Below are 12,553 nucleotides of genomic sequence, written 5' to 3' on the forward strand. Positions count from 1 at the left end.
GCAAAGGCGGCGCGTGGCGAAGCAAAAGACGTTGTACACCTGCACTGAATGCGGCGGGCAGGCTCCGAAGTGGCAAGGGCAGTGTCCCGCGTGCAGCGCGTGGAACACGCTGGTCGAGACCATCGCCGAATCCCCGAATGCGCACCGCTTCCAGTCGCTCGCGAAGAGCGCGCCGGTCCAGCGGCTTGCCGATATCGAAGCGGCCGACGTGCCTCGCTTCTCGACCGGCATCGGTGAATTCGACCGTGTGCTGGGCGGCGGTCTCGTGGCCGGCGGCGTGGTGCTGATCGGCGGCGATCCGGGGATCGGCAAATCGACGTTGCTGCTGCAGTCGCTCGCGGGCATGGCGAACGAGCGTCGCGCGCTGTATGTGAGCGGCGAGGAATCGGCCGCGCAGATCGGCTTGCGCGCGCAGCGTCTCGCCTTGCTCGAACCCGGCTCGAAAGCGGCCGAATTGCAATTGCTCGCGGAAATCCAGCTCGAAAAAATCCAGGCGGCGATCGAAGCCGAACGCCCGGATGTCGCCGTGATCGACTCGATTCAGACGATCTACTCCGAAGCGCTCACGTCCGCGCCGGGCTCGGTCGCTCAGGTTCGCGAGTGCGCGGCGCAGCTCACGCGCATCGCCAAGCAGTCGGGCACCGCGATCATCATGGTCGGTCACGTCACGAAAGAGGGCAACCTCGCCGGCCCGCGCGTGCTCGAACACATCGTCGACACCGTCTTGTACTTCGAAGGCGACACGCACTCGTCGTTCAGGCTCGTGCGCGCTTTCAAGAACCGCTTCGGCGCCGTCAACGAACTCGGTGTGTTCGCGATGACGGAGCGTGGCTTGCGCGGCGTGGCGAATCCGTCCGCGCTGTTTCTGTCGCAGCACGAGCAGATCGTGCCCGGCTCGTGCGTGCTCGTGACGCAGGAAGGTTCGCGGCCGCTGCTCGTCGAAATTCAGGCGCTGGTCGATACGGCGCACGTGCCGAACCCGCGCCGGCTGGCAGTCGGGCTCGAGCAGAACCGCCTCGCGATGCTGCTCGCCGTGCTGCATCGCCACGCCGGCATCGCCTGCTTCGATCAGGACGTGTTTCTGAACGCCGTGGGCGGCGTGAAAATCGCCGAGCCCGCTGCCGATCTTGCGGTGCTGCTCGCGATTCATTCGTCGATGCGCAACAAGCCGCTGCCCAAGGGGCTGTTCGTGTTCGGCGAAGTCGGCCTGGCCGGCGAGATCCGGCCGTCGCCGCGCGGACAGGAACGTCTCAAGGAGGCGGCGAAGCTCGGGTTCACGGCGGCGCTGATTCCGAAGGCGAACGCGCCGAAGCAGCCCATCGACGGCTTGCAAGTGCTCGCCGTGGAGCGCATCGAGCAGGCGATCGACCGCGTCAAGGAGCTCGAATAGCCGTGCATTTCAGTCGAACGAAAGCGCCCTTACAAGTGTAATTCCGGGTAACCATCCCTAAATTTGCTGTAACCCAAGCGGCACGGCGTTTGCCTATTCTTTGCGCACATGCAATCCGTGTTGCACGGTTAAAGGATGGCGCCTTGAAACAAGCTCAAGAAATGACGGCTGCCCGCCCGCTCGACAACCTGCGTGGCTGCCGGGTATCGGACCCGATTCCGCGGCCTTGGGGCGGCGGATGCCGGATCGTCGAATGGATCGACACGGAAGGGCGAATTTCGCGGCGCGTCGTCGCCGAAGATGCGACCGCGGCCGAGGTGATCGCGACGATCAAACGCCACGTCGAAGGACGCAAGCACCTGATGTTCGACGACGAGCTCGCGCCTCGGCAAACGCTGCCACGGCGCTGACGCGAAGGACTGGCGGCGGACGGCCGGTCGCGGCCGCACCGGCATCGCACGGTGCTGTTATTCGTGGTCGGGTTGGAATAGCACGTGGTTCGCGGCTTCTTCGGTGGTCAGCACCGGGGCCACACAGCAGTCGAGCGGTTCGAGCAGCGCGACCCAATCGTCAAGCGGATGCTCGGCAAACAGCTCGGCCATCTCGCGCTTCAGCGTGGTGGCGTCCGGGCCGCCGATCGCTTGTCCGAGGCTCCAGTGGCGGCTCGCCCAATCGTCGCGGTTGAGCGCCTTGCAGAGCCTTTCCCAGAATTTCAGTTCGAGCGCACCGACCGCGAGCCACCGGCCGTCGGCGGTGCGGTACACGTTGTAGCACGGCACGCCCCCATTGAGCAGGCTGGACGCCGCGGGCGGGGCGCCGAGATGGCTGCGGCCTTCCTTGATCGAGTCGGCCAGCGTCGCCCGCGCGACGATGTTGTTCGCGTACACGGCGTGCGTCATCGACACGTCCAGAAACGCGCCGCTGCCACCGCGCGCCACCTGCCACAGCGCGGCCAGGATCTGCGTCACGGCGGATAGCGCGCCGCCAAGCAGGTCCGCGATCTGAATGTTTGGAATGGCCGGCGTGCCGTCGCGCGTCCTGATCTGATCGAGCGCGCCCGCGTAGGCGAGATAGTTGATGTCGTGCCCCGGCCGCTGCGAGAACGCGCCGTCGTAGCCGTAACCGGTGATCGCGCAATAGACGAGCTTCGGGTTGAGCGCGGCGAGCGTTTCGTAGCCGAGCCCGAGGCGCTCCATCACGCCGGGCCGGAAGCTCTCGACGAGCACGTCTGCCTCGCTGACGAGCGCACGCAGCACCGTCAGCCCCGTCTCCGATTTCAAGTCGAGCCGTGTCTCGCGTTTGCCGCGGTTGACGATCTTATAGAACGTGCTCGGCTGGCCGGCGGCTTTGTCGGCGGCGCTTTGCATGATCGAGCGGGCATAGTCGCCGGCGCCCGGCTCTTCGATCTTGAGCACGTCGGCGCCCAGCTCCGCGAGGCGCAACGTCGCGACCGGGCCGGGCAGCAGTCGCGTCAGGTCGACGACGCGCAAGCCTTGCAGCGGTGCATGAAGCGTCAAGTGCCACCTCTTGTCGGTCGGTGCCGGCTCAGGCGCTCGAGCGCAAAGCCGGCGTGAGGCCGTCTAGCCGATTTGTTCGAGTTCCTCGTGCGCGTCGAGCCATTCGGCTTCGAGCGTTTCGAGGCGCGCAGTGACTTCTGCCTGCCGTCTGATGGAATCGGTCAGCTTGGCCTTCATTGCGGGCTCGTAGCTCGCGGTGTCGGCAACGAAGGCATCGAGTGTAGCTTTTTCGGCGTTCAGCGCGTCCATTTCCTTTTCGATCTTCGCGATGCGCGACTGCAGCGGCTTCTTGAGCTGCGAGAGCTTCTGGCGCGTCTCGGCTTCCTGACGGCGCTGTTCCTTGCGGTTGGCGGCGGAGTCGGCGGCGCCGTTGCCGTTAGCGCTCTCTGCGCTCGTCGCGGCTTTCGCGGCCGCGCGCTGGTCGGCTGCGTGCTGCAGCAGCCAGTCGCGGTAGTCGTCGAGATCGCCGTCGAACGGCTGCAGCCGGTGCTTTGCGACCAGCATGAACTGATCGGTTGTAGCGCGCAGCAGGTGGCGGTCGTGCGACACGAGAATCAGCGTGCCCTCGAATTGCGCGAGCGCCATGGTGAGCGCGTGGCGCGTTTCGAGGTCGAGGTGGTTGGTCGGTTCGTCGAGCAGCAGCAGATTCGGCTTTTGCCAGATGATCAGCGCCAGTGCGAGGCGGGCTTTTTCGCCGCCCGAAAACGGCGCGATTGCCGCAGTCGCCATGTCGCCCGAGAAGTTGAAGCCGCCGAGGAAGTCGCGCAGTTCCTGCTCGCGCGTATCGGGCGCAAGGCGTGCGAGATGCTGCAGCGGCGAATCATCAGGGCGCAGCGTTTCGAGTTGATGCTGCGCGAAGTATCCGATGCGCAGGCCGCGACCTTCGCGCGTGTGCCCGGACAACGGGGCGAGGGTGCCCGCGAGCGTCTTGATGAGCGTCGACTTCCCCTGGCCGTTCGCGCCGAGAAGGCCGATGCGCTGCCCGTTCTGGATCGACAGCGCGACGCCCTCGACGATCGGAATCTCGCCCGCGCCGTCTTCCGTGTGGTAGCCGCAGCGCACGTCCTCCATCACCATCATCGGGTTCGGCGCGGCGTCGGGGGTCCGGAATTCGAACGTGAACGGCGAGGCGATGTGCGCCGGCGCGATCAGCTCCATCTTTTCGAGCGCCTTCATCCGGCTCTGGGCCTGCCGCGCCTTGGTCGCCTTCGCCTTGAAACGGTTGATGAAGCTATGCAGATGCTCGATCGTCTTCTGCTGTTTCACGTACGCGCTTTGCTGCAGCGCGAGTTGCTGGGCGCGCAGGACCTCGAACTGCGAATAGTTGCCGCCGTAGCGCTTGACTTGAAGGTTCTCGAGATGCAGCGTGACGTTGCACACCGAATCGAGGAATTCGCGGTCGTGCGAGATCACGACGAGCGTGCCGGGATAGCGGTGCAGCCAGTCTTCGAGCCAGACGATGGCGTCGAGGTCCAAGTGGTTGGTGGGTTCGTCGAGCAGCAGCAAGTCGGACCGGCACATCAGGGCTTGCGCGAGATTCAGGCGCATGCGCCAGCCGCCCGAAAAGCTCGTGACGCTCTCACGCGTTTGTTCGAGCGTGAAGCCGAGGCCGAGCAGCAGCGCTTCGGCGCGCGCGGGCGCCGTATAGCCATCGGCATCGGCGAACGCCGCGTGCGCTTCGCCTTCGGCGGCGCCGTCATGGGCCTTTGAGGCTGCGGCGATGCGCGCCTCGATCGCGCGCAGGGCGGCATCGCCGTCGAGCGTGTAGTCGAGCGCGGTTTTGTCGACAGCGGGCGTTTCCTGCGCGACGTGCGCGATCTGCCACGACGGCGGCATCGAAAAATCGCCCGCGTCCGCGTGGAGCTCGCCGCGCAGCACCGCGAACAGCGTCGATTTGCCGGCGCCGTTCGCGCCGACCAGACCGGCTTTCTCGCCGGGATTGAGCGTAAACGTCGTTGCGTCGAAAAGCGGCTTGGTGCCGCGCGCGAGGCTGAACTGATTGAAACGGATCACGGCAGGAGGGGGGCTTGCGAAAAGCGCTATTTTAGACTGTGGCGCTCAGGTTAGGCATTGGCCGTTCGGCCGAGTCCCAGCTACCGCCTTTTCGCATAGACTGCTGTTTTTTTCGGGAGGGGCGTATGGGGGAGATATACCAGTTCACCGCGCGCAGGCTCGGCGGCGAATCGATCGGGCTCGACAACTATCGCGACAAGGTGCTGTTGATCGTCAACACGGCGAGCGAATGCGGGTTCACGCCGCAGTACGCCGGGCTGCAGAAGCTGCATCAGCAATACGCGGCGCGCGGCTTTGAAGTGCTTGGCTTTCCGTGCAATCAATTCGGCAAGCAGGAGCCGGGCGATGCGGCGCAAATCGGCACGTTCTGCGAGAAGAACTTCGGCGTGACGTTTCCGATGTTCGACAAGATCGACGTCAAAGGGCCGAACGCGCATCCGCTGTATCGCTATTTGACTGGCGAGGCGCCTGGCTTCCTGGGTCTCAAGGCGATCAAGTGGAATTTCACGAAGTTTCTCGTCGATCGTAAAGGGGGCATCGTAAAGCGCTACGCGCCCAAGACGAAGCCGGAGGAGATCGAGAAGGATATCGAAGCGCTGCTGTAGCTGGAGTCGCTAGAGAATCGGCGAGAAGAGCCGGGCGACGTGCATGGTCACGCGGCGCAACGCAGGCGCTTTCCGGTATTCGGTGCGGTCCACCTCGAAGGCCTCGGCGAAATCGCGCTCCAGCATCGTTTCGACTTCTTTGGCGAACGGGCGGTCGATCGTCAACACCATGATCTCGAAGTTCAGGCGGAACGAGCGGTTATCGAGGTTCGCGCTGCCGATGGCCGCGGCAACGCTGTCGATCAGCACCACTTTCTGATGCAGGAAGCCGGGGCGGTAACGGAAGATGCGCACGCCGGCGCGGATCAGCTCGTACGCGTAAAGTTTCGACGCCTCGAACACCACATAGTGATCGCGCCGGCTCGGAATCAGGATCCGCACGTCGACGCCGCGCATCACGGCCAGCGTCAACGCCGAGAACACGGCTTCATCGGGGATGAGATAGGGCGTCGTGATCCACACGCGTTCGCGCGCCGCGTTGATCGCCTCGACAAAGAAGAGCGAGCCGGTTTCCTGCTTGTCGGCGGGGCCGGTCGCCATTACGAGGCAATGCATGTCGTCGGCCGAGGGTTCCGCCGGCGGCGGGTCGAAGTGCGGCAATTGCTGGGTCGCCCAGTGCCAGTCTTCGGTGAACACGAATTGCACGCTTTGCACGATTGGTCCGCGCATCTCGATGTGCGTATCGCGCCATGGCGACAGGCGCGGATTGCCGCCCAGATATTCGACGCCGACGTTGTGCCCGCCGATGAACGCGCGCAAGCCGTCGACGACGACGATCTTGCGGTGGTTGCGGAAGTTGAGCTGAAAGCGGTTGACGAACCGGCGGTTCGTCGCGAACGGATGGATGTCCACGCTGCCCGCGAGCAACGCCGCCACATAGCTGTGCGGCAGATCGAAACTGCCGATGCTGTCGTAGAGAAAGTGGATGCGCACGCCTTGCGCAGCCTTGGCGAGCAGCAGTTCCTTGAGCATCTGGCCGAGTTCGTCGTCGCGAACGATGAAGAACTGCACGAGCACGTAATGCTGTGCGCTTTCAATCGCATCGAGAATCGCGGCAAAGGTCGCATCGCCGTTGACGAGCGTACGCACCGAGTTGCCAGGCAGGAACGGCATGTTGCCGAGCTTGGTGAGCGAGCGGACGACCGCTTCGCCGAATTCTTCAGTGGCCCGGCCGGCCGATGCCGGGTTCGTGTCCCAGATCGGCGGGTGCGAGCGTGTGCGCAGCAGTTCGTTTTCGAGCCGGCGTGCGTCGACATAGCCCGAGAACTTGCTGCGTCCGAGGAAGAGATACGGAATCAGCGTGAAGTAGGGCATGGCCGTCAGCGACACCGCCCAGGCAATCGCACCCTGCGACGTGCGGGTGTTGAGGATGGCGTGACAAGCCGCGATCACGCCGAGCACGTGAGCGATGACGATGAGACTGCCGAGATGTAGCCAGTCGTATTGCATTAGGCGTGAAGGACTTCGGAATGCTGAGCGTGACCGATGGGGTGGTAAGCGTGCCGTTCTTGAGCATCTTACCGAAGCTGGGGAATAAGGGCACGGTCGCCGTGGGCGTAGTCACGTAGCAGAGCAGCGATTTCTTCGAGCACGCGGTGGCCGGGCTCGTAGCTTCGAGTGTGGGCTCGCCGACGTCAATGGCGCGACAGAACGCCCGCCGTGATCAACAGTTGCGCCGCCGCATACGCGAACCAGATCGCGAATGTGCTGCCGCTGAAGGGTTCGAGGAAGCGGTCGATGCCGATCATCGCGTCGGACGCGACGAACACGAGCCCGCCGAGCGCCGTGGCTGCGCTCGGCAGTTGCGCGGCAAGCGCCAAGCTCGCCATCAGGCACAGCACGAGCATGTAGGCGCCCACCGGCGCCGCCAGTTCGTGCAATTGCGGGAAGAAAGCGGCGTACATGGCGGCAGCGGCCGCCCACATGAGCGGCAGCGCGAGGCGGCGCCATCCGGCCATCCTGCCTCGCAGCGGCGCGAGCAGCGCGCAATAAGCCAGATGAGCGACGAGGAAGGCGCCGAGCCCGCCGACAAACGATGTAGGCAGATCTTGCAGCGCAAGCAGCGCGTCGCCGACACCGGATGCCGCCAGCGCCGCGCAAAGCCATGAGCGCTCGCGGCGCTCCGTGTGATGCACGGCCGCGAGCGCGAGGAAGCCGCACATCAGCACTTTGGCGATGGCCTGATCGGGATAAGGCGCGTCGCGCAGCGAGATCCCGTAGGCCAGCGCCGCGCCGGCGGCGACGCTCCACAGCCGGCGCACCTCGGAAGGCATGCCGGCGAACACCGCCGAAACGCCCGGCATCACGACGGCAGATCGGCCGCTTGGATCAGGAACACGTTATCGTCGCCGCCGCTCGTCGAGAGCCAGACGAGATCGAGGCCGCCGAACGCCGCCTCGACGTTCGCGCGCTCGTTGCCGATCTCGACGACGAGCACGCCGTCGTCGGTCAGCCAGTTGCGTGCTTCCTTGAGGATGCGGCGCACGACGTCCATGCCGTCCTCGCCGCCCGCGAGCGCCATTTCGGGCTCGTGCTGGTACTCGGCCGGCAGCGCGCGCATCGATTCGGCGTTGACGTAGGGCGGATTCGTGATGATCACGTCGTAGCGGCGCTCGGGGAGCGGTGCGAACAAGTCGCCTTCGAAGAGCGCGACGCGATCGTCGAGCCCGTAGTGGCCGACATTGATCTGCGCGACTTCGAGCGCTTGCGGCGAGAGATCGACCGCGTCGATGTCCGCGTTCGGAAACGCGTGCGCAGCGAGAATCGCGAGGCAGCCCGAGCCGGTGCACAGTTCGAGCACGGCGCCGACTTCATCCGGATCGGCCACGTACGGTTGCAGGCCGTCTTCGAGCAACTCGCCGATGAACGAGCGCGGCACGATCACGCGCTCGTCGACGTGAAAGCGGCAGCCGTGCATCCACGCCTCCTGCGTGATGTAGGCGGCCGGAATGCGCTCGGTCGTGCGGCGGTCGATCACCTTGAGCACGGCGTCGATTTCGGTATCGAGCAGGCGCGCGTCGAGAAATGGCTCGAGCGTGTCGAGCGGCAGGTGCAGCGTATGCAGCACGAGATACGCGGCTTCGTCGTATGCGTTCGCGGAGCCGTGGCCGAACGCGAGCTGAGCTTCGTTGAAGCGCGACACCGCGTAGCGCAGCACATCGCGGATGGTGGAAAAGGGCGTCGTCATGATTTTTCCCCTATCAGGCGATTAGTTGTTCGAGCACGCGCCGGTATACGTTCTTGAGCGGCTCGATGAAGGCGACGTCTATATGCTCGTCGATTTTGTGAATGCTGCCGTTCGGCGGGCCGAACTCGACAACCTGCTTGCAGATGCGAGCGATGAAGCGGCCGTCGGACGTGCCGCCTGTCGTCGAAAGCTCGGCGGCGACGCCGGTTTCGTCCTTGATCGCTTTTTCAAGCGCGTTCGACAGTTCGCCGCGCGGCGTCAGGAACGGCAGGCCGCTGACGGTCCAGGTGAGGTCGTAGTCGAGGCCGTGCTTGTCGAGGATCGCGTGCATGCGGCTTTGCAGCCCTTCGACCGTGCTTGCCGTCGAGAAGCGGAAGTTGAACAGCAGATCGGCGTGCCCGGGGATCACGTTGCTCGCGCCGGTGCCGCTGTGCAGATTCGACACTTGCCAGGTGGTGGGCGGGAAGTACTCGTTGCCGTCGTCCCACTTTTCGGCGACGAGCTCGGCGAGCGCGGGCGCGAGCAGGTGCACGGGGTTCTTCGCGAGATGCGGGTACGCGATGTGCCCCTGCACGCCCTTGACGACGAGCTTGCCCGACATCGAGCCGCGCCGGCCGTTCTTGACGACGTCGCCGAGCGTATCGGTCGAGGTCGGTTCGCCGACGATGCAGTAGTCGAGCGTCTCGCCGCGCTGCTGGAGCGCCTCGACGACTTTGACGGTGCCGTCGGTGGCCGGGCCTTCTTCGTCGCTCGTGATCAGAAAGCCGATCGAGCCGCGGTGCTGCGGATGCGCGCCGACGAACTCCTCGCTCGCGACGATAAAGCCCGCGAGCGATGTCTTCATGTCGGCTGCGCCGCGTCCGTAGAGCTTGCCGTCGCGGTGCGTCGGCACGAACGGCTGCGACGTCCATTGTTCGAGCGGGCCGGTCGGCACGACGTCGGTGTGGCCGGCGAAGACAAGCAGCTTGCCGCGCGCGCCGTCGGCGGCGCCGGTGCCACGCTTTACGGCCCACAGGTTCGTCACGCCATGCGATTCGATCGTCTCGCATTCGAAGCCGATCGCTTGGAGCCGCTCGATCATCAGGTGTTGGCAATGCTGGTCGTCGGGCGTGACGGACGCGCGCGCGATCAGCTGTTCGGTAAGGGCAAGGGTGGCGGACATGGATTCAGACCACTGACGATCAAAAGATCAATCGATCGAAAGATTAAAAAAATGCCGGCGCGCGGGCCGGCAACTGCATGGTTCTGGCTACGCGGCGGTACTACACAAAGAGCGTCGCATACTGGTCGGCGGAAAAGCCGAGCGTCTTCACGCTGCCGTTCACGACGACGACCGGCCGCTTGATGACCGAGGGCTTCTCGATCATCAGCGCGATCGCGCCCGCTTCCGTTTCGGCCGCGGCCTTGGCGTCGTCGGGCAGCGCGCGCCACGTCGTGCCGCGCCGGTTCACGAGCGCGTCGAGCGAGACGTCCTTCAGCCACGTCTTCACGAGCGCCGACGTGACGCCGGCCTTCTTGAAGTCGTGGAATTCGAACGGCACGCCGTTTTCCTCGAGCCAGACGCGCGCTTTCTTGACCGTGTCGCAGTTCGGAATGCCGTAGACGACCGTCTTCGCCGCGCTCATCAATCGCCTCGCAGCAACTCGTTCAAACCGACCTTCGCGCGCGTCTTCGCATCGACCTTCTTCACGATCACCGCGCAGTAGAGGCTATGCGAGCCGTCCTTCGACGGCAGGTTGCCCGCCACGACGACCGAGCCTGCCGGAATGCGGCCGTACGTCACTTCGCCCGTTTCGCGGTCGTAAATCTTCGTGCTTTGGCCGAGATAGACGCCCATCGAGATCACCGAGTTTTCTTCGACGATCACGCCTTCCACGACTTCCGAGCGTGCGCCGATGAAGCAGTTGTCTTCGATGATGACGGGGTTCGCCTGCAGCGGCTCCAGCACGCCGCCGATGCCGACGCCGCCCGACAGGTGCACGTTCTTGCCGATCTGCGCGCACGAACCGACAGTGGCCCAGGTATCGACCATCGTGCCTTCATCGACATACGCGCCGATGTTCGTGTACGACGGCATCAGCACGACGTTCTTGGCGATGAACGAGCCGCGGCGCGCGATGGCGGGCGGCACGACGCGAAAGCCGCCGGCCGCGAAGTCTTCAGCGGTGTAGTTCGCGAACTTCGACGGCACCTTGTCGTAGAACTGGGAGTAGCCGCCGGCCGGCATCGGCGTGTTGTCTTCGAGGCGGAACGACAGCAGCACGGCCTTCTTCAGCCATTGATTGACGATCCACTCGCCGTCCTTCTTTTCGGCGACGCGCAACACGCCTTTGTCGAGCTGCTCGATCGCATGCGCGACGGCATCGCGCACTTCGGCCGAAGCGGCCTTCGGCGACAGCTCGGCGCGGTTTTCCCAGGCGGTATCGATGATCTGCTGAAGTTGTTGCGACATATGCGTAGTTCTCTGGTTGAAGACTGAGGAAAGAGGGAATGGCGAACGGCGGCGTGCCGAATCTGCTTGAGTCTGTTTGGCAAGGGCGGGGCGCCGATAAGCGCCTCTCCGCCTTGCCGGTCAGCTTGGGTCAGCTTTTGACGCCGCGGCAGAAATCGACGATGCGTTTGGCGCCTTCGATGCACTCGTTCACGTCGGCAACGAGGGCCATGCGGACAAAATTGCGGCCCGGGTTCGTGTCGTGCGCGGTGCGCGCCAGATAGGAGCCGGGCAGAACCGTCACATTATAGTCGGCGTATAGGCGCCGGGCGAACTCGGTGTCCGTGAGGCCCGTGCGCTCGACGTTCGCCCACAGGTAGAACGCGGCATCAGGCAGCCGCACGTCGAGCACGTCGGCGAGCATCGGCGTGACGGTGGCGAACTTCTGCACGTACTTCGCGCGGTTTTCGCGCACGTGCGCCTCGTCGTTCCAGGCTGCGATGCTCGCAGCTTGGTAGACGGTCGACAAGGCCGCGCCGTGGTATGTCCGGTATAGCAGGAAGCGCTTCAGAATCGCCGCGTCGCCCGCGACGAAGCCCGAGCGCATGCCCGGCACGTTCGAGCGCTTCGACAGGCTCGAGAGCATGACGAGCCGCTCGTAGCCGCGTCCGAGCTTGTGCGCGGCTTCGAGGCCGCCGAGCGGCGGCTTCGCTTCGTCGAAATAGATCTCCGAATAGCATTCGTCGGATGCAATCACGAAGCCGTAGCGATCCGACAAGGCGAACAGTTCGCGCCAGTCGTCGAGCGTCAGCACGGCGCCCGTCGGGTTGCCCGGCGAGCACACGTAGAGCAGTTGCGTGCGCGCCCAGATCTCCTCTGGAATGGCGCTGTAGTCGCACGCGAAATTGCGCGCCGGATCGCTGTTCGCGAAGTAGGGCTGCGCGCCCGCCAGGAGCGCGGCGCCTTCGTAGATTTGGTAGAACGGGTTCGGGCAGAGTACGATCGCGCTCTTGCCGTCGGTTCTCGGCGTGCCGTCGACGACCGTCTGCGCGAGTGCGAACAGCGCTTCACGCGAGCCCGAAACCGGCAGCACTTCGGTGGCCGGATCGATGGGCGGCAGGCCATAGCGCTGCGTGACCCACTGTGCGATCGCCTGACGCAACGCTTCCGAGCCGAGCGTCGCCGGATACGCCGACAGGCCGTTCAACGAAGCGACCACCGCGTCGCGGATCAGCGCCGGGGTCGGATGCTTCGGCTCGCCGATGCCGAAGCTGATGTGCGGCAGGTCGGCGGGCGGCGTCGCGTCCTTCAGGAGCGCGCGCAGCTTTTCGAACGGATAGGGCTGGAGGCTGTCGAGTAGCGGGTTCACTTGGCTTGGCGAGAAACGCGGGTAGATACGCTGAGGCGGCT

The 12,553-nt window shown here is 64.9% G+C and carries 12 protein-coding genes; 3 read left to right on the plus strand and 9 right to left on the minus strand.

Features of this window, described 5'->3' with window-relative positions:
• The first annotated feature begins 13 nt into the window (after positions 1-13).
• Positions 14-1,390, plus strand: a complete 1,377-nt coding sequence (gene radA / locus AAHK20_RS02205; RefSeq protein ID WP_449179783.1) for a DNA repair protein RadA — start codon at positions 14-16, stop codon at positions 1,388-1,390.
• Between the two features lie 161 nt (positions 1,391-1,551).
• Positions 1,552-1,800: a DUF2866 domain-containing protein gene (locus AAHK20_RS02210; protein ID WP_449180047.1), complete on the plus strand. Its 249-nt coding sequence runs from the start codon at positions 1,552-1,554 to the stop codon at positions 1,798-1,800.
• Positions 1,801-1,857: 57 nt separating this feature from the next.
• On the opposite strand, the gene AAHK20_RS02215 is transcribed toward AAHK20_RS02210, so the two are convergent.
• A complete protein-coding gene (locus AAHK20_RS02215) occupies positions 1,858-2,907 on the minus strand; it encodes a CaiB/BaiF CoA transferase family protein (protein WP_449179784.1) in 1,050 nt (349 codons plus the stop codon).
• Between the two features lie 63 nt (positions 2,908-2,970).
• Positions 2,971-4,920, minus strand: coding sequence for an ATP-binding cassette domain-containing protein (locus AAHK20_RS02220; protein ID WP_449179785.1), 1,950 nt, complete (start codon positions 4,918-4,920; stop codon positions 2,971-2,973).
• A 125-nt stretch (positions 4,921-5,045) separates the two neighbouring features.
• On the opposite strand from AAHK20_RS02220, the gene AAHK20_RS02225 reads away from it, so the two are divergent.
• Positions 5,046-5,525, plus strand: a complete 480-nt coding sequence (locus AAHK20_RS02225) for a glutathione peroxidase (RefSeq protein WP_449179786.1) — start codon at positions 5,046-5,048, stop codon at positions 5,523-5,525.
• Between the two features lie 9 nt (positions 5,526-5,534).
• On the opposite strand, the gene cls is transcribed toward AAHK20_RS02225, so the two are convergent.
• From cls to dapC, 7 genes are all read right to left on the minus strand, one after another.
• Positions 5,535-6,974, minus strand: coding sequence for a cardiolipin synthase (cls, locus tag AAHK20_RS02230; RefSeq protein WP_449179787.1), 1,440 nt, complete (start codon positions 6,972-6,974; stop codon positions 5,535-5,537).
• Between the two features lie 185 nt (positions 6,975-7,159).
• Positions 7,160-7,810 carry a lysoplasmalogenase gene (locus tag AAHK20_RS02235; RefSeq protein WP_449180048.1) on the minus strand — a complete coding sequence of 217 codons (651 nt, stop codon included), beginning with the start codon at positions 7,808-7,810 and terminating at the stop codon, positions 7,160-7,162.
• Positions 7,811-7,827: 17 nt separating this feature from the next.
• Entirely contained in the window at positions 7,828-8,712 is an 885-nt protein-coding gene (gene prmB, locus AAHK20_RS02240) for a 50S ribosomal protein L3 N(5)-glutamine methyltransferase (RefSeq protein WP_449179788.1), read from the minus strand.
• Between the two features lie 13 nt (positions 8,713-8,725).
• Complete coding sequence (gene dapE / locus AAHK20_RS02245; protein ID WP_449179789.1) at positions 8,726-9,874, minus strand: succinyl-diaminopimelate desuccinylase; 1,149 nt, start codon at positions 9,872-9,874, stop codon at positions 8,726-8,728.
• 100 nt (positions 9,875-9,974) lie between these two features.
• Positions 9,975-10,337 carry an ArsC family reductase gene (locus tag AAHK20_RS02250; protein ID WP_449179790.1) on the minus strand — a complete coding sequence of 121 codons (363 nt, stop codon included), beginning with the start codon at positions 10,335-10,337 and terminating at the stop codon, positions 9,975-9,977.
• On the minus strand, positions 10,337-11,164 hold the full coding sequence (gene dapD, locus AAHK20_RS02255; RefSeq protein ID WP_449179791.1) for a 2,3,4,5-tetrahydropyridine-2,6-dicarboxylate N-succinyltransferase: 828 nt from the start codon (positions 11,162-11,164) through the stop codon (positions 10,337-10,339). Before dapD ends, AAHK20_RS02250 begins: the two co-directional genes overlap by 1 nt.
• Positions 11,165-11,294: 130 nt before the next feature.
• A complete protein-coding gene (gene dapC, locus AAHK20_RS02260; RefSeq protein WP_449179792.1) occupies positions 11,295-12,512 on the minus strand; it encodes a succinyldiaminopimelate transaminase in 1,218 nt (405 codons plus the stop codon).
• Between the last annotated feature and the right edge of the window lie 41 nt (positions 12,513-12,553).

The organism is Trinickia camelliae, from assembly GCF_053525655.1.

Coding starts and splice junctions, on each gene's coding strand:
- dapE (WP_449179789.1), bottom strand. CDS start 9,874: ATGTCCGCCACCCTTGCCCTTACCGAACAGCTGATCGCGCGCGCGTCC.
- AAHK20_RS02225 (WP_449179786.1), top strand. CDS start 5,046: ATGGGGGAGATATACCAGTTCACCGCGCGCAGGCTCGGCGGCGAATCG.
- prmB (WP_449179788.1), bottom strand. CDS start 8,712: ATGACGACGCCCTTTTCCACCATCCGCGATGTGCTGCGCTACGCGGTG.
- dapD (WP_449179791.1), bottom strand. CDS start 11,164: ATGTCGCAACAACTTCAGCAGATCATCGATACCGCCTGGGAAAACCGC.
- AAHK20_RS02250 (WP_449179790.1), bottom strand. CDS start 10,337: ATGAGCGCGGCGAAGACGGTCGTCTACGGCATTCCGAACTGCGACACG.
- cls (WP_449179787.1), bottom strand. CDS start 6,974: ATGCAATACGACTGGCTACATCTCGGCAGTCTCATCGTCATCGCTCAC.
- AAHK20_RS02210 (WP_449180047.1), top strand. CDS start 1,552: ATGACGGCTGCCCGCCCGCTCGACAACCTGCGTGGCTGCCGGGTATCG.